Source organism: Caulobacter sp. BE264, assembly GCF_031457805.1.
GTDB lineage: Bacteria > Pseudomonadota > Alphaproteobacteria > Caulobacterales > Caulobacteraceae > Caulobacter.
This window is the reverse complement of sequence record NZ_JAVDXI010000009.1, coordinates 1-19,405: the sequence shown is the minus strand read 5'-3', so window position 1 is coordinate 19,405 and position 19,405 is coordinate 1. Positions and strand designations below refer to the sequence as shown.

The following is a 19,405-nucleotide window of genomic DNA, read 5'->3' as shown; positions in this document are numbered from 1 at the left end:
GGCGAATGCCGGGACCCAGATCACAGGCCGCCGTAGCGCATAGGAAGAGCGCTGTATCCTTAGCGGCGATCAGCGCTCTTCCATCTGGGCCCCGGCATTCGCCGGGGAGATCGGGTCTCTAATCCTAGGCCAGGACCTTGCGCTTCAGCAGGCCCTTGTCGTGCAGCAGTTGAGCGATCTGCACCGCGTTCAGCGCGGCGCCCTTTCGCAGGTTGTCGGAGACGCACCAGAACGCCAGGCCGTTCTCAACGGTCGGGTCCTTGCGGATACGCGAGATGTAGACCGGGAACTCGCCCTGCGACTCCTTAGGCGTGATGTAGCCGCCGTCCTCGCGCTTATCGACCACGACGATGCCGTCGCTGTCCCGCAGGATCTCGCGCGCCTCGTCTTCGTCCAGGGGGCTCTCGAATTCGACGTTCACCGACTCCGAGTGGCCGACCATCACCGGCACGCGCACGCAAGTGGCGGTCAGCTTGATCGCCGGATCCAGGATCTTCTGGGTCTCGACGGTCATCTTCCACTCTTCCTTGGTGAAGCCGTCCTCCATGAAGACGTCGATGTGGGGGATGACGTTGAAGGCGATCTGCTTGGTGAACTTCTTGGGCGGCGGCGCGCCCAGGACGTAGACGCCCTTGGTCTGGTCCCAGAGCTCGTCCATGCCTTCCTTGCCGGCGCCCGAGACCGACTGGTAGGTCGAGACGACCACCCGCTTGATCTTGGCCTCGTCGTGCAGCGGCTTCAGCGCCACCACCAGCTGCGCCGTCGAGCAATTCGGGTTGGCGATGATGTTCTTCGGGATGCTGTTGACCGCGTCCGGGTTCACCTCCGGCACCACCAGCGGCACGTCCGGATCCATGCGGAAGTGGCTGGAGTTGTCGATGACGATCGGACCGGCCGCGCCGATCTTTTCGCCCCAGGCCTTGGAGATCGACCCGCCAGCGCTCATCAGCACGAGGTCGACCTTGGAGAAGTCGAACTGCTCCAGGTCCTCGCACTTGAGGATCTCGTTACCGAACGACACCTCGACGCCGATGGATTTGCGGCTGGCGATGGCGTGCATCTTGTCCACGGGGAATTTGACTTCCTCGAGGATGTTGAACATCTCGCGGCCCACATTGCCCGTGGCGCCGACCACGGCGACCCGGTAACCCATCGCGCTCTCCTGAAGACTGTCGCCCGCTGACCTCGCAGGGCGCGGTTCCGTTACGCCTCATACCCACGGCGCGCAAGCCGAGGGTTTCTCGCAGGCCCGCCAGGGAAACGGCGGTCGCGTCAAGGATCGACGCCTGAAAACCGCCGCGTTCATGTCTCGTCAATCTTGTCGCGCGTTTTGTGGGCTTCGGTTAAACCGAACGCGCCCCAACGGGCGTGATCCAGGCGTCTGCGCGGTAGGAACGATACGATCATGGCGAACGGACCCTTCGGCGGGAACAAGCCGGCGAAGCCGCAGCGCACGCCGCTGCAGGCCCTGGTCTACTGGGGTTCGGTGGTTGGCGTCTGGGGCCTGATCTTCATTGTCGCCTTCTTCGCGGTGTTCGCCAGCGACCTGCCCGACACGTCCAAGCTCTACGACGTCAAGCGGCAGCCCTCGATCAACTATCTGGACCGCTCCGGCGCGCTTCTGGCCGTCAGAGGCAGCCAGTATGCGCCGCCGGTCGATCTGGACGCCCTGCCCAAGTACGTGCCGGCGGCCTTCATCGCCATCGAGGACCGTCAGTTCTACCATCACTTTGGCTTCAACCCCTGGGGCATCGTGCGGTCGATGGCCTGGAACCTGACGCATGATGGCCCTCAGCGTGGCGGCTCGACCATCACCCAGCAGTTGGCCCGCAACCTGTTCCTGAGCCCGGCCCAGAACTATCGCCGCAAGGCGCAGGAGCTGATCCTGGCCATCTGGTTGGAGCTGAAGTTCTCCAAGAAGCAGATCCTGGCTCTGTATATGAACCGGGTCTATTTCGGGGCCGGCGCTTACGGCATCGAAGCCGCCTCGCAGCGCTATTTCAACAAGCCCGCCAACCAGCTCACCATCGGTGAGGCCGCCCTGCTGGCCGGCATGATGAAGGGCCCCGCGCGCTATTCGCCCGTATCGGCGAAGGAGCGCGCCGCGCGCCGCGCCACCATCGTTCTGGACGAGATGGTGCGGATCAAGGCGATCACGCCCGAACAGCGCGACGAGGCCTTCCGCACCCCCGTTCAGGTGTCGGCGACGCTCGCCAACCAGCGCGCCCAGTACTTCACCGACTATATCGACGCCCAGGTACGCTCACTTGTGGGCGAACCCACCGAAGACCTGGTGGTCGAGACCACCTTGGACCTGCCGATCCAGGTCTCGGCCGAACGCGCCGTGAAGCTGGGCGTCGAGGGGCACATCAAACAGGGCGTGCAGCAGGCGGCGCTGGTGGCGATCGACGGCGAGGGCCGCATTCGCGCCTATGTCGGCGGCGCCGATTACACCGACAGCCAGTTCGACCGCGCCACCACCGCCCGCCGCCAGGCCGGCTCGGCCTTCAAGCCCTTCGTCTATCTGACCGCCATGGAAGCAGGGCGCACGCCCAGCGTGATGGTCGTCGATGAGCCGGTGAAGATCGGCAATTGGGAACCGAAGAACTACACCAACAAGTATCTCGGGCCGATCACGCTGCAGACCGCCTTGGCGCAGTCGATCAACACCGTCGCAGCACGCCTCGCCAACGAGGTGGGCACCAGCAACGTCGCCAACGCCGCTCGACGCCTGGGGATCACCAGCAAGATCCAGCTCGATCCTTCGATGGCCTTGGGCGCGGTGGAAGTCTCGCCGATGGAGATGGCCCAGGCCTATGCGCCGTTCGCGAACGGCGGCTTCCTGGCCAAGGGCTATGGCATCGAACGCATTCGCACCGCCAGCGGCAAGGTTCTCTACGACCATAGCGTCGACAAGCAGGCGCGCGCGGCGGTCATCGGCTCACCGAGCCTGCAGTACATGAACCAGATGATGCGTGAGGTCGTCGCCACCGGGACCGGTACGCGCGCGCGCGTCGCCGGCTACGACATCGCCGGCAAGACTGGCACGACCAGCGACTACAAGGACGCCTGGTTCGTCGGCTACACCGGCGGCTTCGTGACGGCGGTCTGGACGGGCAAGGACGACGCCACGCCGATGAAGCGCGTCACGGGCGGCGGCGCGCCGGCGGAGGTCTGGCGGGTGTTCATGGCCGCAGCGCTTCCGCGCCTGAAGGCGACGCCGATCCCGGGCGGCGTCATCGAACCGCCGCCGGTCGCGCCGGTCGATCCCATCGGTGACCTGATGAACACGCCGCCCGCGCCCGAAGGCCCCGCCGCAGAGGCGCCGGCCGGCGAGCCGCCGCCTGCAGATCAGCTGCCCTACTAGCCTAAGCGCCGATCGCGTGCAGCTCGGCCGCGTGGGCGCGGAGCCAGGCGCGATGCGGGGCCGGGTCGCCGATCAGCTGCTCGCACAGCGCCCAGAAACGCGGCCCGTGATTGGCCTCGATCAGGTGCGCGCATTCGTGGGCGGCGACATAGTCGGCGACGGCGGTCGGCGCGAGGATCAGACGCCAGCTGTAGCGAATGGCCGCCGGCGTTCGCGATGTCGCCGGGCGGCAGGACCCCCAGCGCGCCTTCGGATCGGCGATGGCCACCGACGGCATGGGGCGTCCCAACGCGGCCGCGTGAATCGCCGTCCGCTCGGTCAGGACGGCCAGAGCCTCGCGCTTGGCCAGGCGGATGACTTTCAGTCCCCAGTTGGCGTCATCGGGCGCGACGATGCGGTCGCCGTCGATCCGCGCGCGGCCAGGGCCGACCTCCAGGCGATAGGGAACATCGTTCAGACGCAGCACCCCGCCCGGCGCGAGACTCATCCGCTCGGGCAGGGCGGCCAGTTGCTTGGCGATCCAGCCGGCCTTTTCCTGAGCGAAAGCGACGGCCTCGTTCAGGCGTCGCGGGTTCGGCGACAGCGCGACAACCTCGGACTTGGCCCGGTCAACCCGCAATGAAATCCGGCGCGCGCGACCGTCGACCTTAAGCCGCACCGGCCAGCCGCCGACCTCAAGTCGATCACCATCGGAAAAGCGTTGGGCGGTCCGCGCGAACATCGCCCCTAAATCGCGTGCGCACGCGTTCGCCGCAAGGGCGACCCTGCCTCAGACTTCCTCGCCGAAGTTCGGGTCGCACTTGCGAATGAACTTGCGGACACGCGGATAGATTTCCTCACGGAACCGGCGCCCGTTGAAGACGCCGTAGTGACCGACGCTGGGCTGGACATAGTCCAGCTTCATGTCCTCCGGGATATTCGGGCACAGGCCATGCGCCGCCTGCGTCTGGCCGATGCCCGAAATGTCGTCGTTCTCGCCCTCGACCGTCATCAGGCCGATGTCGGTGATCACCTCGGGCTTCACCCGCGTTCCGCGATGCACCAGCTCGCCCTTGGGCAGCAGGTACTGCTGGAAGACGATGTCGATGGTCTGGAGGTAGAACTCCTCGGTCAGGTCCAGGACCGACAGGTACTCGTCATAGAACTCCAGGTGCTTGTCGGCGCTGTCGCCGTCGCCGCTGACCAAGTGGTTGAAGTAGCGGCGGTGGGCCTCCTGGTGACGCTCGGCGTTCATGCTCATGAAGCTGGCCAGCTGGACGAAGCCTGGATAGACGCGCCGGCCCGCGCCCGCGTAGGGCGGCGGCACAGTGTAGATCATGTTCGACTGGAACCAGGTGAACGGCTTTTCCTCGGCCAACTGGTTGGTGACGGTCGGCGACAGGCGCGCATCGATCGGCGAGCCCATGAAGGTCATACTGGCCGGACGCGACGGGTGGTTCTGCTCAGCCATCAGCGCTGCGGCGGCCAGGACCGGCGGGCCGGGCTGGCAGACGGCGACGACGTTCGGGCGCGGGCCCAGCACCTCAAGCATCTGGATGACATGATCGATATAGTCGTGGAAGTCGAACCGCCCCTCGAGAACCGAGACCTCGCGGGCGTTGACCCAATCGACGATGAAGACGGCGTGGTCGGGCAAAAACGCCTCGACTGTGCCGCGCAGCAGCGTGGCGTAGTGGCCCGAGAGCGGCGCGACGATCAGCACCGCCGGGTCGAGAGAAAACTTTCCCGCGCGGCGCATGTCGGCCATGTCGCGGTCGAACTGGACGAGGCGCGCCCAGGGGCTTTCCCACACCACCGTCGGACGGACGCGGACATCGACCTGGCCGACCTTGACCGTGTCGATGTTCCACTTCGGCTTGCCGTAGCGCCGGGTGACATTGGCGAACAGGTCCGCGCCGGCGTGCATGCGCCGGCCAAGCGCCGTGTCGGCGGCTGGATTCAGTGGCGATCCCCAGAAGTCCCGGGCCGCCAGCGCCATTTGGCGCATCGGAGTGGAGGCGTAGTAGGCCGCCTCATGCAGGGCGTAGAGCATGGCGCATCCGCTATGTTGCATCGCAACATAACACGCCGAAGCCTAACAAAGTCCAGTCGGTCGCCAAATTTTGCGCCGCGACGCAAAGTCACTCGCGCCATCGCGCTCGCCTCGGAGGAGGCGGTAGGGCTTACGGGGAGGCGAGGGAACCTTTGGCCCGTCAAGGCGTAGCTGCTTCGGCGATCAAGCCAAGCCGTTCAGAAGGTGAAAGCCATGCCCCGAGACGCCCTCCAGACGACCTCACGGCAGAGTCAGGCGCGCGAGGCCAAGGCCCTTGCCGTCGCCAAGGCCAAGGCCATCGCGCCGGACCTCGTGGCGCGGATCGGCAGCACGCCCAAGACCACCTTCCGCGGCGATCCAGATATCTTTGGGCGTCTCGTCGAGGACCATGACCGCCACCGCGCGCTCTTGGCCATGATCGAGGAGACCCAGGGCGACAGTGATGATCGCCGCGCCCTGTTCGAGGAGTTGACGCGTGAGCTCAAGGCGCACGCCGCCGCAGAAGAGCAGGCGTTGTGGTCAAGCGTGCTGCGCGATCCGGAGACAACCGACTTCGCTCGCCACGCCATCGCCGAACACAAGGAGATCGATGACCTTCTAGCCGACCTCGCCGCCCGCGATATGGGCTCGTCAGGTTGGCTGCAGCGCTTCGCTGCGCTCAAGGCGGAATACCTGCATCACATCCGCGAGGAGGAGCAGGAGCAGTTCGTCGCCGCCGAAGAGCACCTTAGCTCCACTGACCTGCGTCATATGCGACGCGTCTTCGAGCAGCGGAAAAAGGCCGAGAAAGCCGCCGCCCAGATCGAGAAGAAAATCCGGCTCAAGGACTGAGCCGGCGTCTGTCAGCCCTCCCGAACGGCGTCCTTGATGCGCCGGGCGATCTCGTCCGGCGGGAGATTGTAGGGAATCACCGTCTTGAAGCGCCCCTTGGGGTCCATCAGGTAGATCGCGGTCGAGTGGTCCATGGTGTAGTCCTGCCCGTCTCCGACCTTGGCGTAGTAGACGCGGTAGGCCTTTGCCGCCGCGTCGACCTGCGCCTGCGTTCCAGTCAGGCCGAGGGTGGCCTTGGGGACGTAGGGGGCCGAGAGATAGGCCTTCATCTGCTTCACGGTGTCGCGGGCGGGATCGATCGAGATGAACACGATCTGAAGGTCCTTGGCCTTGGGCCCGAGTTGATCTGTCGCCGCAGCCAGCCCTTGAAGGGTGCCGGGGCAAACATCGGGACAGTACGTAAAGCCGAAGAAAACCGCGCTCCACTTGCCTTTCAGCGCCTTTTCCGTTGTCGGCGCGCCATTTTGGTCGACCAGTTCGAACGGGCCTCCGACGGTCACAGCCGGCTGAGACCGAAACACGCCGACGTTCCAGGCGAGTCCCGCCGCGACTGCGAGCCCCACGACGCAGGCCAGAATGAGCACGAGACGATGGCGGGGCATTCGCGGTTCATCCTTTTACTCTCGCCACGCGCGCAATTCTGGACAATCCTGCGGTCATGGCTGACGCTTCGTTTGCGAGAGCGCCCGACGATCAACGTTCCAAGGGGCTCGATAAGCTGGCCGAGGAGCCGGCGCAAGACGACGCCTGGTCGTGGACCGCGCCCGGTCTTCGCCGAGGCCGCCTACGGGTGCGAACCCTGCTGGCTCAGCGCTGGGCGTGGGTCGTGGGCCAAACCGCCGTCCTCACCTTTGCGGGTCTTGTCCTGAAGCTGCAGGTGCCATGGGCCCTGTGCTTTACCCTGATCGCGCTTTCGGCCTGGCTGAACGTCCTCATGGGCCTGGCGTCCAGCGGCCAGAGGCTGGCGCGTGACGGCGAGGCCACCGCTCAGATCGCCTTCGACATCCTGCAGCTTTCCGGCCTGTTCTATCTGACCGGCGGCGCTCAGAATCCGTTTTCGCTGCTTCTGATCGCGCCTGTCACCCTGGCTGCGGCCACCCTGCCGGCGCGCTACGCGCTGACGCTTGGGGCCATGGCCATTCTGTCGTCGATCCTTCTGGCCCTCTTCCATCTGCCGCTTCCGACCGTAGACGGCAGGCCGCTGCCCGATCTGTCCAACTCCAACCTGCTGTGGTCCATCGTGATCGCCAGGATCTTCGGCATCGTCTTCACCGGACTTTATGCCTGGCAGGCGGCAAGCGAATCCGCGCGGATGGAGCTGGCCCTGAACGTCACCGAGACGGTTCTGGCGCGCGAGCAACGCCTGTCGGCGCTCGGCGCCCTGGCCGCCGCGGCCGCCCATGAACTGGGAACGCCGCTCGCCACGATCTCCGTGGTGGCGCGCGAGATGGCGCGGAACGCCCCCAACGACGAAGTGCGAGAAGACGCGGAACTGATGATCGGTCAGGCGGCGCGCTGCCGCGAGATCCTGCAGCGCCTGACCGAAATGCCGGAGGCGACAGATGCGGTTCACGAGCGCATGAGCCTCGTGCAACTGGTCCAGGACGTGATCGAGCCTCACCTCGTGCACGGCATCCGCGTCGAGGCGGTCGTCAACGGTCCTTCCGGCGAAACGGCGCCGGACATCTGGCGTAGGCCCGAGATCATTCACGCCATGACCTCGATCGTGGAGAACGCGGTGGACTTCGCCCGCAGCGAAGTGATTGTCATTGCGCGCTTTGACGCCCGCCACATCGTGATCGAGGCTCGCGACGACGGACCTGGCTTCTCGCCGGAGGTCCTGGCGAAGCTCGGAGAACCGTACGTCACGACTCGTCCAGGCGCCGAAGGCTCCCGTACCGGTCATATCGGCATGGGCCTTGGCTTCTTTATCGCCAAGACCTTGCTGGAGCGGACAGGCGCAACCGTGGACTTTCGCAATGGTCGTCGCGGCGGCGCGGTGGTTTCTGCGCGTTGGCCTAGACCCGCCCTTGAGGCTCCCGGTCATACGGGGGCTTGAGTTGTGGTGCGGAAACGCGAAAGTATGGTTTGTTATTGGAACTGCTTGAGAATTAGCGCGGGGAGGCGCTGACTTCATGGCGGATATCGGAGAACTGGTTTCGGCCCTGCCGGACAAGTCACTGCTGCTATTGGACGATGACGCGCCGTTGCGGACCCGGCTTGGCCGTGCGCTCGAGCAGCGGGGCTTCGAGGTGACCCTCGCCGCCTCCGTCGCCGAGGCCTTGACCGTTCTCCGCACGCAAGCGCCTGCGCACGCCGTCCTGGACATGCGGCTCGAAGACGGGTCGGGACTTAAGGTGGTGGAGGCCGTGCGCGACGCGCGCGCCGACGCCAAGGTCATCATGCTGACCGGCTACGGGAACATCGCCACCGCCGTGGCGGCGGTGAAAGCGGGCGTCGTCGACTACCTGTCGAAGCCGGCCGACGCCGACGACGTGGCCCGAGCGCTTCTGGCGGCGAAGGACTCGGCGCCCGCCCCGCCGGAAAATCCGATGAGCGCCGACCGCGTGCGCTGGGAGCACATCCAGCGCGTCTACGAGATGTGCGGTCACAATGTTTCTGAAACCGCACGGCGCCTGAACATGCACCGCCGCACCCTGCAGCGGATCCTGGCGAAACGGGCTCCGCGGTAAGAAATCTTCTGCCATCCCGGACGGCTGAAAGGTCGAGCCGGGATGGCAGTTTGAAGGTCACATCGCAGAAATGCCGCCGTCGACCTTGATCTCGGCGCCGGTCATGAACTTGCTCTCATCACTGGCCAGATAGAGCACGGCGTTGGCGATGTCCGTAGGCTCGCCGATACGCCCCATGGGCACCTGCCGCGCCAGCTTGGCGAAGGCCTCCTCCTTGCCAAACCGGTTCGAAAAGCCGTCCAGGATCGGGGTGTCGATAAAGGTCGGGTGGATCGAGTTCGACCGGATGTCGAGCTTCATCTTGGCGCAGTAGAGCGCGATGTTCTTGCTCAGCAGCCAGACCGCCGCCTTGGAGGCGTTGTAGGCCGGCGAATTGCCGTTGGCGATCAGGCCCGCGATCGAGGACAGGTTGATGATCGAGCCGGGCTGGTGGGCGCGCATGTGCGTCAAAGCGTGCTTTGCGCCCAGGAAGACGCTGTCGACATTGACTGACATGACCTTCTTCCAAAGCCCGAAGTCCAAGCTCTCGATGGGTCCGTCGCCGCCAATGCCGGCGTTGTTGACCAGCACAGAAAGACCGCCCATCGCTTCGGTGGCCTTCTCCAGCACGTCGATCCACTGATCTTCCTGGGTGACGTCCAGTTCGAAGGCGAAGGCCGTTCCCGCGCCGTGCGCGGCGTTGATCTCGTCGGCCACGGCCTGGGCGCCCGTCAGGTTGATATCGGCCAGGGCGACCTTGGCGCCCTCCTTGGCCAGCATGCGCCCCGCCGCCGCGCCGAGTCCCTGGGCGCCGCCGGTGATGAAAGCCTTCTTGCCGGCGACCCGGCCTGTCGTCTGCGCCATCTCGGCGTCCTCCCGATTATTCAAACATCAGTTTGAAATTTTCAGGCGGCGCTGTCCATGAACTTCGCGAGGGTCACGTCCAGATCGGTCACGCCGTCCGCGTCGTGGGTGGTCAGCAGCACCTCGACACGGTTGTAGACGTTGAACCACTCGGGGTGGTGGTCGAGCTTGTCGGCCATCAACGCGACCCGCGTCATGAAGCCGAAAGCCTGGTTGAAGTCGTCGAACTTGAACGTCTTGACGATGGCGTCCTTGTGGTTCGGGGCGATGCTCCAACCCGCAAGCTGGGTGATCGCGGCGGCGGCGCCGATCCTGGGACGGGACATGGGATTCTCCGAAAGAGCCTTGTCCCCTCAGAACGCCAATCCGGTCGCCTCCGCAAGATCGCTCAGCAACTGATCCTCCGACGAGACCTTGATCGCGGTCATGCCCAGAGCGGCGGCCGGCTTACAGTTGATCCCAAGGTCATCGAGATAGACGCAGGCCTCCGGCGCGACGCCGAGCAATTCGCACATCATCTGATAGATGCGCAGGTCAGGCTTGCGGACGCCTGCCTTTGAGCTTTCGATCACCGCATCGAACAGCGCCATGATCTCGCCGACAGCCAGCGCCTTTTCGGCGCTCTGCGCCATGCCAGGACCATGGCCGGTCGGGACATTGTTGGTGATACAGCCCACCTTGAAACGCCCCTTGCAGGCCTTCAACGCCTCCATGACCCGGGGACGAAGGTCCCCATAGAGCAAGGGCAGCACCTCGGCGCCCCGCACATCGTGGCCCAGTCGCAGCGCCTCGTCCCGAAACAGCCCATCGAAAGCGGCGGCGTCGATCTCGGCGCGCTCAAACCGCGCCCAGGCGTTGGTGTCGGGGTCGGTCGCGTTGACCGTGCGGATGAAGTCCTTGGGCAGGCTTCGCTCGGTCTCGTAGCGCCGGAACGCCTCGAAAGGCGAGGTCGTGAAGACGCCGCCAAAATCCCAGATCACCGCCTCGATCGCCATCGCCGCCTCAAACGCTTGTTTGATCGCAGGCTAGCGGGCGATGCGCGTGAGGGGAAGTCTGCGAATGGGCGAGCTCGCGCGTCGGGTGAAGGGCGATGACGGGCGCTTCTGAAAGGTTTTGTTAACAATTCAGGAGTCGCCCATGACCTTTGTACGTCGCGTTTCAGTGCTGGTCCTTACAGGCGTCAGTCTGGCGTCCGCCCCTGCCTATGCGGACCCGGCGCGCGGCGGCCATGTCGATCCGCGCCTGTCCCCGTCCGATACTTCGGTCGGGGGCTGCGAGACGCGCCGCGTCACCGGCCCGGGCGGGGCCTATCGTTGGGAACGTGTCGAGTGCGCCGCCGATCGCGGCTGGTCCGATTATGACCGCTGGGGCTACGGCCAGGCGCCGCTGATGGTGGAAACAGCCGACGATCGTTATGGCCCGCGCGAGGCCTCTACGGAGGATCGTTATGGGCCTCCGCCGGGAGCCTATGGGCCTAACTACGTCGCCGCTGGCCGAGATCGGATCGGCTATCTGATCTGGCCGGGAAAAAGGCCCTGAAGGGCGTGGCGCCACCCTTGCGCCGGACACGTTCACGTGCACCAAATTGGGACGGGGGAAACAGTAAATGCGTACACCGAATAAACCGCTCTTCAAGGCCTACGAACTCGTCGCCATCGCCGTGTTCGTCGTCGCAGCCGCCGCTGTCAGCAGCATCGGTCTCGTCTACTAGGCCAAGCTTCAGAGTACGGATCGAAGCCTAAAGTCTCGCTTCGACTGGAACAGGATCGCCGGCCCCGCGCGTTATGTGGGAACAACCGGAGCCGCGATCCTGTCGACCCAAGACACCATTCCAGACCCTACGCCATCGCATCGGCCAGCTCGCAAGCTCTCGCGGCGCGCGCTCGTCGGCGTGGGGGCGGCGCTCGCGCTGCTTGCGGCGATCATCGCGTTCCTCTTGTTCTTCGACTGGAACTGGTTGCGCGGGCCCATCGGCCGATACGCCTCCGCGCAATTGAAGCGCGAGGTCGTGATCACAGGGGATCTGCGCGTTCACCCCTGGTCGCTGTCCCCAAAGGTTGAGGCGTACGGGCTCCGCATCGGCCAGCCGAGCTGGACGCGTCAGCTTGAATCTAACGCCGCGCCCATGGCGCAGGTCCAGCGGGTGGCGGTTCAGATCAAGCTTCTGCCGCTGCTGCGCGGCCAGACGGTGCTGCCGTTCCTGGCGATCGACCGGCCAGACCTTCGCTTGCTGCGCGCCAAGGACGGCCGCGCGAACTGGACTTTCGGGACGGCGCGCAGCGACAAGCCGCTGAAATTGCCCATCGTCCAACGCCTGATCGTCAATGACGGCGCGCTTCGAGTCGACGACCGCCAGCGCGGCGCGCTGTTTGTGGGTCAGGTCAATGCGCGCGAACGCGCCGACGACCGTCAAGGGCGATTTGTCCTGGAAGGCAAAGGAAGCCTGAACCGCTCGCCTTTTCTGGCCGAAATCATGGGCGGGCCGCTGCTCAATATCTCGCCCAGTCGGCCCTACCCCTTTCAAGCGGATGTCCGAGCCGGCGCGACGCGCATCCGAGCACAAGGCCAGATCACGCGCCCGTTTGACCTTTCTCGTTTTGAAACGCAGCTCAATGTCGCCGGCGCGGATCTCAATCGCCTGCACGATCTGACCGGCCTCACCCTCCCCAACACACCGCCCTACCGGATCTCAGGCCAGCTGGTGCGCAAAGGCGCCCGATACGACTTCAAGAACCTGGCGGGGCGAATTGGGGACAGCGACATCGGCGGTGATCTGTTCGTCCTGACCGACCGGGAACGCCCCTATCTGGAAGCTCAGCTGCGATCGCGTCGCCTGGACTTCGACGACCTCGGGAGCCTGGTGGGCGCCGCCCCGGCCACGGGGCGCGGCGAGACCGCTTCGGCCGGCCAGAAGGTCGAAGCCGCTCAACGCGACGCGACCCGACGCCTGCTTCCCGACGCCACCCTGCAGGTCGAGCGCGTCCGGGCGATGGACGCGAAGGTCTCCTACAGAGCCGAGACCGTGAACGCGCCGAACCTACCGCTTCGCAAGGTCAGTCTGGACATGACCCTGAACGCAGGCGTTCTGACGCTGGACCCGCTGGCCTTCACGTTCTCGCGCGGGGATCTTCGCGGAAAGGTTCGGCTGGACGCGCGACCAGCGACCCCACGAACCGACATTGACGTTCGACTGACCAACGGACGGCTCGAGGAGTTCATCCCTATCCAGAATGGGGGCAAGCCCGTCATCACGGGCCCGGTCATGGCCCGCGCCAAGCTCACCGGCGTAGGCAATAGCGTGCGCCGCGCGGCCTCCACCGCCGACGGCGTCGTCACCGTCGTAGCTCCGAAGGGTGAAATCCGGCAAGCCTTCGCCGAGCTGCTCGGCGTCAACGCCTCCAAGGGGCTGCTGCTTCTACTGTCGGACAGCGACAAGCAGACATCGGTCCGGTGCGCGGTGGCCGATTTCAGCGTCAAGGATGGCGTCATGACGACCAACCATCTCGTCGCCGACACCGGCGTGGTGCTGGCCCGAGGGCGTGGAACGATCAATCTGGCGACCGAGCAAATGGCGTTCCGCATTGAGGGCGACAGCAAGAAGCCCAGACTGGTTCGCGTGTTCGTGCCGATATCGATCAAGGGTCCGTTCATGGAGCCCAGGGTCAGCTTGCAGCCAGGCAAGGCGGCCGGTCAGGGCGGGGTCGCCGCCGCTCTGGGATCGTTGATAAACCCGGTGGCGGCCCTATTGCCCTTCCTCACCGCCGGCGAAGCCAAGGACGCCGACTGCGCGGGTCTGGTCGCGCAAGCCCGCCAGCAAGGCGCGCCCGTTCGGGTGACCCAAACCACGCCAGCCAGGGGTCGCTGAGCTAGAGCATTTTTCGAGCGAAGTGGTTCCGGTTCGCGTGAAGAAAAATGCGTCAAAACAAAAGATTAGAGCTCACGGCCTGACGCAGTCAGGTCGTGAAATGCTCTAGGCGTCAGGGCGCCTTTGCGTCGAGCGGCTCTACCGCTCCTCGTCGAACCGGTTGCCGACCAGTTCGCACAGGGCCTCCACCGCGGCGTCGGCCTCAGGCCCTTCGGCGCTGATGTCGATGGTGGATCCGATGCCGGCGGCCAGCATCATCAGCCCCATGATTGAGCGTGCGTCGACGGACGAGCCTTCGCGGCTGACGGTCACTTCGGCGTCGAAGCCTGACGCCATCTTCACGAACTTGGCCGAGGCCCGGGCGTGCAATCCCCGCTCGTTGACGATCTCGACCGTTCTTGAAGCCATGCGCGTCATTTTTCTCCGGCGAGCACGTAGGAGGCCACGGAGATGTACTTGCGTCCAGCCTCCTGGGCGTGCGCGACACAGGCTTGCAGGGTCTCGCGCTGGCGCACGCTGGCCAGCTTGATGAGCATTGGCAGGTTGAGGCCGGCGATGACCTCGGCCCTGGTCTGCTCCATCACCGAGATGGCCAGATTGCTGGGCGTCCCGCCGAACATGTCGGTCAGCAGGATGACGCCGTCGCCGCCTTCGTCGACCGCGGCGCACGCCTTCAAGATGTCTGCGCGGCGACGTTCCATGTCGTCCTCAGGACCGATGCAGATCGCCTTCACGGCGGCCTGCGGCCCCACGACATGCTCCATGGCGGAAACGAATTCTTCCGCCAGACGCCCGTGCGTCACGATCACGAGCCCGATCATGCCTTGTATCTCAAACGGGATCCCCATTCCCGCCGCGACCGGGAGAGCGTCGCGCGGGCGGTCTTGATACGCCCGTTAGGATTGGACTCCAAGAGACTGCATCATGCGTCTGATTTTCGCTGGGGCGGCGGGTTCTCGCGGCCACAGGTCGAAAACGGGAACATCCACGCCTGAAATCCGCTCGAAACGCGACTCCGGCAGCCTTTCGACGCCTTCCGGAGCCTCCACGCAGCGGACAACCAAGGCGACCTCCGCAAAAGACACCGCAGCGGCGGCGACCACCCCGAGCCCGCGAACCTCGATCAGTCCCGCCAAGGTCTCGGGCGCCCGCCCGTAGAGCCGACCGCCCGCAGCGAAGGTTACGACGCGATCATCGGCCACGAGACGAAAGCCCTGGTCCAAGGCGCGCAACGCCAGATCGCTCTTGCCCACCCCAGAGGCGCCCTCGATCAAGGCGCCGCGCCAAACCCCTCCCAGGCGGAGGGCGATCAAACCGCCGTGGCGGATCATTCGCGAGCGTCCGGCAATTCGACGACGAACCGAGCGCCGATGACCTTGCCTGCCTCGTCCTTGCGGTTCTCCGCGTGAACCTTGCCGCCATGAGTCTCCACAATCTGCCGGGCGATCGACAGACCCAGGCCCGAATTCCCGCCGAACGCACGTCCTTTGGGCCGGGACGTATAGAAGCGTTCGAAGATGGTCTCCAGATTATCGGGCGGCATGCCCGGCCCGTCGTCCTCGACCGTCGCGATCAAGGCGCCCCGCGCCCGAGACAGGCTGACCCGCACCTCACCGTCAGCGGGACTGAACGAGCGCGCATTGTCGATCAGGTTGCGGAAAACCTGACCGATCGGCGTCTCGCGCCCCAGGATCATCGCCGGTTGCGCCGGGTCGGCCACACGAAGCGACACGCGCACGCTGCCAGGCGCGTCACCCGGCCGCCACTGGCTCTCGTAGAGGCTCACGACCTCGGCCAGCAGCCGGCTCAAATCCACAGCCTTCGGATGTTCGCGCGACAGCTCCGCGTCGAGGCGCGAAGCGTTGGAGATGTCTGTGACCAAGCGATCCAGACGATTGACGTCGTTCTGCAGGATCGCCAGCAGCCGTGCGCGCGCCGCCGGTTCGGTGACGAGATCGAGCGTCTCGATCGCCGACCGGATCGAGGTCAGCGGGTTCTTGATCTCGTGCGCGACGTCGGCGGCGAAGCGCTCGATGGCGTCCATCCGCTCGGACAGCGAATGGGTCATGTCCTCCAGTGAACGCGACAGATCGCCCAGTTCGTCTTTCCGCTCAGACAGATCGGGGAGCGAGATCGCGCGGGCGCCCTGAAGGCGGACATGGTCGGCGGCGCGAGCCAACCTCAGGACCGGCACGGCGATCAGCCGGTGCAGCAGGACACTCGACGTCAGGATCGCCAGCATAGCGACCGCGATGAACGGCAGCAGGGCCTTTCGCTGCGCGGCGATGATCTCGTCGACGTCGCTGGCCTCAAGCGTCAGGACGCCGAGCACCGCCTTCACATGCTGGATGGGTATGGACACCGAGACGACCCGCTCGCCGTTCTCGGCGATCCGGGTCCCCGCGACCGTTCGGCCCTGCATGGCTTGGGCGATCTCGTCAGCCAAGGCCTTCTGGGCGCGCTTGGCCTTGGCGTCGCCTGCGGGCGTCGACGGAGCGTCTGCGTCCTTCTGGCCAGGCTTTCGCGCCGGCGGCAGAACCTTCCAGTCAACCCGATCAGCGACGACGAAGGAGTCGGCCAAAGCCTTGCCGTCGGCGTCGAACAGCCGAGCGCGTTGCGAGCGGGGGATGAACAAAAGCTGGAAGATCTGGCTGGCCGTATACGGATCCAGCGCCGGCTCCGGTTCCCCCACAGTCGCCGATTGATCGATCACATTGGCGATCAGTTCGCCCTGGGTCGACAGGCTGTCGATCCGCGCGTTGACCAGGCCGTTACGCAGCTCATTGAGGATCAGGGCCCCGACAATGACGATCGCCAGGGCCACGACATTCAGGACAACAATCAGCCGTCCCAGCCGCGAGCCGCGCGGCCAGGTCAAGCGCCGCCGGGGTGCAGGCGGCTCGTCGTCAGGCTTCGCGGTAACGGTAGCCAACGCCGTACAGGGTCTCGATGGAGTCGAATTCCGGGTCGACCTGACGGAACTTCTTGCGCATCCGCTTGATGTGGCTGTCGATCGTGCGGTCGTCGACATAGACCTGATCGTCGTAGGCGGCGTCCATCAGGTTGTCGCGGCTCTTCACGAAGCCCGGGCGCTGGGCCAGGGCCTGAAGCAGCAGGAACTCGGTTACGGTCAGGCGGACGGGCTTTCCGTCCCACAGGCTGTCGTGACGGGCGGGGTCAAGCGTGAGCTTGCCACGCTTCATCGTCTTGGACCCCGCCGCGCCGGCGGCGGTGGACGCCTCGTCCTCCTCAGGGCGCGCGCGCCGCAGAACAGCCTTCACCCGCTCCAGCAGCAGCCGCTGGCTGAAGGGCTTGTGCATGTAGTCATCGGCGCCAAGGTTGAAGCCTAGGATTTCGTCGATCTCGTCGTCCTTCGACGTCAGCATGATCACCGGGATCTCGGACGTCTGGCGCAGCCGGCGAAGCACCTCCATGCCGTCCATGCGCGGCATCTTCACATCGAGGATCACCAGGTCCGGCGGACTGGCTTCCACCGCTTCCAGCCCAGAGGCGCCGTCGTAATGGGCCTTCACGGAATGGCCATGGCTCTCCAGGGCCAACGAGACCGAAGCAACGATGTTTTCGTCGTCGTCAATGAGCGTGATCGCGGCCATCGGGTCGATACGTGTCCTTCACCTTCCGTGTTCGCCCGATCCTATCGGTCGGGCGTCACAGCTTCAACGCACGGCGCGGCGAAGCTTTCCCTGCTTGTGTCGGCGCTTTGCGGCTCGAGAAAGGCGTGATTGCGGCGCTCAGGTCACCGGCAAGTATCCTCAACTTCGCCTTAAGGTCTCATACGCCATAGTTATCGCTCTTGGAGCGGGTAGGACATGAGCCAGGTCCATTACGAGCTTTTTGTCCGGCGCAAAGTCGGCGCGCAGTGGACGCTCGAGATCGCCACGGAAAACCGCGCGCAAGCCTTGCAGGCGGCCGAAGACGTCCTGACCCAGAACCGCGCGGTCGCCTCGCGCGTCACCAAGGAAACCCTCGATCCGTCGACGGGCGAGTACAAATCGATCTCCATCTTCACCAAGGGTCTTGTCGACGGCGGCAAGCCCAAGAAGGAGGTCGAGGATCGGGACCCGCTGTGCGTCCAGCCCGCCGATCTCTACACCGCACACGCCCGCGACCGGATTGGCCGCCTGCTCGAAGGCTGGCTGTCCCGCCATAAGGCGACGCCGTTCGAGCTGCTGCATCGCCCCGACCTGGTCGAAAAACTGGAAGCCTCGGGCACGGACCTGCAGCACGCGCTGCAGAAGATCGCCATTCCCGAGGCCGAAGCGCGCGGACAGTCCGTGCACGAGGTCATGCGTCACTTCCACGGGCTGGTCGAGCGCACGATCGCCAACCTGATGAAGGCGTTCAAGAAGGGCGCGCTTCCCGACCTCGACAAGGAAGGCTTCGCCAAGGCCGCCGAGCGTCTGGTCGCCGACCCCGACCGCGCTTTCCTGCTCGGCGCCGGCGTTGCGGCTTCGATCGCGCCCGCGACCAACTGGTCGGACAAGATCGCGCGCCTGCTCGACCTGGCCGACGCCGCGCCCGCAGAGCCCCGCGCCCGCGCCGCCGCGCTCCAGGCCATCGAGACGCCGCTGGCCGAGATCATCGGCTCGCGCGCCGGCATGGCGGATCTGCTCGACACCAAGGACGACCTCGGCGCCACCCTCGCCGCCATGACCCGCCTGACCGGCGGCGCGGGCGTGGAAGCCCTGATCCGCATCGAACCCAGCGTGCGCGCCTGCATGCCCGAGCTGTCGGGCACCGCGCGCCGTCTAAGCGAATGGCTCGCCGGCGACAACTTCCCCAGCGTGCGCAAGGCCATCGCCCAGCGCGTGCTGACCGAACTCAACGGCGTTCGCCGCCTGAAGCCCAACGACGCCGAGGCCGAGATCGAGTTCCTGCGGTCATTGGCCATGGGGCTGACCGCCGCCGCCGGGCGCATTCTGCAGGGCGAGGACATCCAAGTCGCCTTCACGACCCGGTCGAAAACGCTGTTGAACGGCGACTTTATCGAGTCACTGCTAGGCCGCGACCGCTCCGCCCATGAAGAAATCAAGATGCTGATCCGCCTGGCGGAAAACGTCATGGGGGCGGTCAACAAGCGAAACGCGTCGCGGTGGCTCAACGCCAACATCAGCGCCATGCGCTTCGAGAAGGAAATGCGGCAGGGCCCGGACTCGCCCGTCGCCAAGCTCAATCATCTGGCGACGCTGCAACGGTCGCTGACCCGGTCGGGCCTCGTCCGCGAGGACTACGAGCCGCTTTGCGCCAAGCTCGGCGAAATTGGCGCGCTGATCGAGGCCGATACGCGCCTTCTGACCATGTTGGTCCGCGCGCCAGCGCCCCTGCCTCACCGCCTGCAACTCCTGGCCAAGCTGGCCATGGGGGAGGCTGGCCCCACCGGGCCGGTGGCCGACAAGGCGCGGTTCGAGGCCTTGAAACTGGCCAAGGACCCAAGCTCCCGCGAGCAGCTGGCGAGCTCGCCCCAGACCATGGACCTGATCAAGAGCTTGCTCACCCAAGCGGCCTGATCAGACGCTCAGCGCAGGATGGTCCGGGCGTCGATCAATCGCACATCATGCATCTGGTTGAGATAGGCCTCGTAGTAGCCCTTGTGGGACGCCCCAACGATGGCGAGAAGGCGCATGCCCGGATAGCGCCCCAAGACGTCGCGGATATTCCCCAACGTACTAACCCGCTCGCGCGGGAGGGGTATTTGTTCGGCGCTGAGGGACATCGGGATCCTCCTGTCTGAAGAGGAACGTGGGTCGGCCACG

20 protein-coding genes are annotated in these 19,405 nt (G+C 65.5%); 8 read left to right on the top strand and 12 right to left on the bottom strand.

Features of this window, described 5'->3' with window-relative positions; genetic code table 11:
• Positions 1-124: 124 nt before the first annotated feature.
• The gene (locus tag J2X45_RS18405) at positions 125-1,153 is read right to left on the bottom strand and encodes an aspartate-semialdehyde dehydrogenase (protein WP_310217782.1); all 1,029 of its coding nucleotides are present in this window, start codon (positions 1,151-1,153) and stop codon (positions 125-127) included.
• Between the two features lie 252 nt (positions 1,154-1,405).
• On the opposite strand from J2X45_RS18405, the gene J2X45_RS18400 reads away from it, so the two are divergent.
• The gene (locus J2X45_RS18400) at positions 1,406-3,367 is read left to right on the top strand and encodes a PBP1A family penicillin-binding protein (RefSeq protein WP_310217779.1); all 1,962 of its coding nucleotides are present in this window, start codon (positions 1,406-1,408) and stop codon (positions 3,365-3,367) included.
• A gap of 1 nt (position 3,368) precedes the next feature.
• Here J2X45_RS18400 and J2X45_RS18395 read toward each other — a convergent pair whose 3' ends face one another.
• Both J2X45_RS18395 and J2X45_RS18390 read right to left on the bottom strand, forming a co-directional pair.
• Positions 3,369-4,088, bottom strand: coding sequence for a M48 family metallopeptidase (locus J2X45_RS18395; protein WP_310217777.1), 720 nt, complete (start codon positions 4,086-4,088; stop codon positions 3,369-3,371).
• Between the two features lie 48 nt (positions 4,089-4,136).
• On the bottom strand, positions 4,137-5,399 hold the full coding sequence (locus J2X45_RS18390) for a polyhydroxyalkanoate depolymerase (RefSeq protein WP_310217774.1): 1,263 nt from the start codon (positions 5,397-5,399) through the stop codon (positions 4,137-4,139).
• Between the two features lie 213 nt (positions 5,400-5,612).
• On the opposite strand from J2X45_RS18390, the gene J2X45_RS18385 reads away from it, so the two are divergent.
• Positions 5,613-6,230, top strand: a complete 618-nt coding sequence (locus J2X45_RS18385) for a hemerythrin domain-containing protein (RefSeq protein WP_310217771.1) — start codon at positions 5,613-5,615, stop codon at positions 6,228-6,230.
• An 11-nt stretch (positions 6,231-6,241) separates the two neighbouring features.
• Here the strand turns inward: J2X45_RS18385 and J2X45_RS18380 are convergent, their stop codons facing one another.
• Entirely contained in the window at positions 6,242-6,832 is a 591-nt protein-coding gene (locus J2X45_RS18380; protein ID WP_310217769.1) for an SCO family protein, read from the bottom strand.
• A gap of 56 nt (positions 6,833-6,888) precedes the next feature.
• Between J2X45_RS18380 and J2X45_RS18375 the strand changes: the two genes are divergently transcribed.
• Together J2X45_RS18375 and spdR are read left to right on the top strand one after the other, a co-directional pair.
• Positions 6,889-8,289, top strand: a complete 1,401-nt coding sequence (locus J2X45_RS18375) for an ActS/PrrB/RegB family redox-sensitive histidine kinase (protein WP_310217767.1) — start codon at positions 6,889-6,891, stop codon at positions 8,287-8,289.
• Between the two features lie 76 nt (positions 8,290-8,365).
• Positions 8,366-8,923 (top strand): stationary phase response regulator transcription factor SpdR, encoded by a 558-nt coding sequence (gene spdR / locus J2X45_RS18370; protein WP_310217764.1) that lies wholly within the window; start codon positions 8,366-8,368, stop codon positions 8,921-8,923.
• Between the two features lie 57 nt (positions 8,924-8,980).
• On the opposite strand, the gene J2X45_RS18365 is transcribed toward spdR, so the two are convergent.
• From J2X45_RS18365 to J2X45_RS18355, 3 genes are read right to left on the bottom strand one after another with little or no spacing between them, the layout of a single operon-like run.
• Positions 8,981-9,766 (bottom strand): SDR family oxidoreductase, encoded by a 786-nt coding sequence (locus J2X45_RS18365; protein WP_310217762.1) that lies wholly within the window; start codon positions 9,764-9,766, stop codon positions 8,981-8,983.
• Positions 9,767-9,807: 41 nt separating this feature from the next.
• On the bottom strand, positions 9,808-10,092 hold the full coding sequence (locus tag J2X45_RS18360) for a 4a-hydroxytetrahydrobiopterin dehydratase (RefSeq protein WP_310217761.1): 285 nt from the start codon (positions 10,090-10,092) through the stop codon (positions 9,808-9,810).
• 27 nt (positions 10,093-10,119) lie between these two features.
• Complete coding sequence (locus J2X45_RS18355) at positions 10,120-10,761, bottom strand: HAD-IA family hydrolase (RefSeq protein ID WP_310217760.1); 642 nt, start codon at positions 10,759-10,761, stop codon at positions 10,120-10,122.
• A 142-nt stretch (positions 10,762-10,903) separates the two neighbouring features.
• On the opposite strand from J2X45_RS18355, the gene J2X45_RS18350 reads away from it, so the two are divergent.
• The 3 genes from J2X45_RS18350 to J2X45_RS18340 all read left to right on the top strand — a co-directional run bounded on the left by J2X45_RS18350 (position 10,904) and on the right by J2X45_RS18340 (position 13,631).
• On the top strand, positions 10,904-11,305 hold the full coding sequence (locus J2X45_RS18350) for a hypothetical protein (RefSeq protein ID WP_310217758.1): 402 nt from the start codon (positions 10,904-10,906) through the stop codon (positions 11,303-11,305).
• A 67-nt stretch (positions 11,306-11,372) separates the two neighbouring features.
• Positions 11,373-11,477: a hypothetical protein gene (locus J2X45_RS18345; RefSeq protein ID WP_010918131.1), complete on the top strand. Its 105-nt coding sequence runs from the start codon at positions 11,373-11,375 to the stop codon at positions 11,475-11,477.
• 180 nt (positions 11,478-11,657) lie between these two features.
• The gene (locus J2X45_RS18340; RefSeq protein WP_310217755.1) at positions 11,658-13,631 is read left to right on the top strand and encodes an AsmA family protein; all 1,974 of its coding nucleotides are present in this window, start codon (positions 11,658-11,660) and stop codon (positions 13,629-13,631) included.
• 138 nt (positions 13,632-13,769) lie between these two features.
• On the opposite strand, the gene J2X45_RS18335 is transcribed toward J2X45_RS18340, so the two are convergent.
• The 5 genes from J2X45_RS18335 to J2X45_RS18315 form a co-directional block, all read right to left on the bottom strand.
• Positions 13,770-14,048, bottom strand: a complete 279-nt coding sequence (locus J2X45_RS18335; protein ID WP_310217752.1) for an HPr family phosphocarrier protein — start codon at positions 14,046-14,048, stop codon at positions 13,770-13,772.
• Positions 14,045-14,452, bottom strand: a complete 408-nt coding sequence (locus J2X45_RS18330; RefSeq protein WP_310217750.1) for a PTS sugar transporter subunit IIA — start codon at positions 14,450-14,452, stop codon at positions 14,045-14,047. The genes J2X45_RS18335 and J2X45_RS18330 overlap by 4 nt, the downstream gene beginning before the upstream one ends.
• A 75-nt stretch (positions 14,453-14,527) precedes the next feature.
• Positions 14,528-14,962, bottom strand: a complete 435-nt coding sequence (locus J2X45_RS18325) for an HPr kinase/phosphorylase (RefSeq protein ID WP_310217748.1) — start codon at positions 14,960-14,962, stop codon at positions 14,528-14,530.
• Positions 14,959-16,563 (bottom strand): ATP-binding protein, encoded by a 1,605-nt coding sequence (locus J2X45_RS18320; protein ID WP_310217747.1) that lies wholly within the window; start codon positions 16,561-16,563, stop codon positions 14,959-14,961. Before J2X45_RS18320 ends, J2X45_RS18325 begins: the two co-directional genes overlap by 4 nt.
• A complete protein-coding gene (locus J2X45_RS18315; RefSeq protein ID WP_310217744.1) occupies positions 16,538-17,245 on the bottom strand; it encodes a response regulator transcription factor in 708 nt (235 codons plus the stop codon). Before J2X45_RS18315 ends, J2X45_RS18320 begins: the two co-directional genes overlap by 26 nt.
• A gap of 216 nt (positions 17,246-17,461) precedes the next feature.
• Between J2X45_RS18315 and J2X45_RS18310 the strand changes: the two genes are divergently transcribed.
• The gene (locus J2X45_RS18310) at positions 17,462-19,159 is read left to right on the top strand and encodes a hypothetical protein (RefSeq protein ID WP_310217742.1); all 1,698 of its coding nucleotides are present in this window, start codon (positions 17,462-17,464) and stop codon (positions 19,157-19,159) included.
• The last annotated feature ends 246 nt before the right edge of the window (positions 19,160-19,405 follow it).

Excerpts from the sequence above, each read along its gene's own strand:
- spdR (WP_310217764.1), top strand. The coding sequence starts at position 8,366 with ATGGCGGATATCGGAGAACTGGTTTCGGCCCTGCCGGACAAGTCACTG.
- J2X45_RS18325 (WP_310217748.1), bottom strand. The coding sequence starts at position 14,962 with ATGATCCGCCACGGCGGTTTGATCGCCCTCCGCCTGGGAGGGGTTTGG.
- J2X45_RS18400 (WP_310217779.1), top strand. The coding sequence starts at position 1,406 with ATGGCGAACGGACCCTTCGGCGGGAACAAGCCGGCGAAGCCGCAGCGC.
- J2X45_RS18395 (WP_310217777.1), bottom strand. The coding sequence starts at position 4,088 with ATGTTCGCGCGGACCGCCCAACGCTTTTCCGATGGTGATCGACTTGAG.
- J2X45_RS18350 (WP_310217758.1), top strand. The coding sequence starts at position 10,904 with ATGACCTTTGTACGTCGCGTTTCAGTGCTGGTCCTTACAGGCGTCAGT.
- J2X45_RS18365 (WP_310217762.1), bottom strand. The coding sequence starts at position 9,766 with ATGGCGCAGACGACAGGCCGGGTCGCCGGCAAGAAGGCTTTCATCACC.
- J2X45_RS18315 (WP_310217744.1), bottom strand. The coding sequence starts at position 17,245 with ATGGCCGCGATCACGCTCATTGACGACGACGAAAACATCGTTGCTTCG.
- J2X45_RS18405 (WP_310217782.1), bottom strand. The coding sequence starts at position 1,153 with ATGGGTTACCGGGTCGCCGTGGTCGGCGCCACGGGCAATGTGGGCCGC.
- J2X45_RS18385 (WP_310217771.1), top strand. The coding sequence starts at position 5,613 with ATGCCCCGAGACGCCCTCCAGACGACCTCACGGCAGAGTCAGGCGCGC.
- J2X45_RS18330 (WP_310217750.1), bottom strand. The coding sequence starts at position 14,452 with ATGATCGGGCTCGTGATCGTGACGCACGGGCGTCTGGCGGAAGAATTC.
- J2X45_RS18390 (WP_310217774.1), bottom strand. The coding sequence starts at position 5,399 with ATGCTCTACGCCCTGCATGAGGCGGCCTACTACGCCTCCACTCCGATG.
- J2X45_RS18375 (WP_310217767.1), top strand. The coding sequence starts at position 6,889 with ATGGCTGACGCTTCGTTTGCGAGAGCGCCCGACGATCAACGTTCCAAG.
- J2X45_RS18355 (WP_310217760.1), bottom strand. The coding sequence starts at position 10,761 with ATGGCGATCGAGGCGGTGATCTGGGATTTTGGCGGCGTCTTCACGACC.
- J2X45_RS18310 (WP_310217742.1), top strand. The coding sequence starts at position 17,462 with ATGAGCCAGGTCCATTACGAGCTTTTTGTCCGGCGCAAAGTCGGCGCG.
- J2X45_RS18345 (WP_010918131.1), top strand. The coding sequence starts at position 11,373 with ATGCGTACACCGAATAAACCGCTCTTCAAGGCCTACGAACTCGTCGCC.
- J2X45_RS18360 (WP_310217761.1), bottom strand. The coding sequence starts at position 10,092 with ATGTCCCGTCCCAGGATCGGCGCCGCCGCCGCGATCACCCAGCTTGCG.
- J2X45_RS18380 (WP_310217769.1), bottom strand. The coding sequence starts at position 6,832 with ATGCCCCGCCATCGTCTCGTGCTCATTCTGGCCTGCGTCGTGGGGCTC.
- J2X45_RS18335 (WP_310217752.1), bottom strand. The coding sequence starts at position 14,048 with ATGACGCGCATGGCTTCAAGAACGGTCGAGATCGTCAACGAGCGGGGA.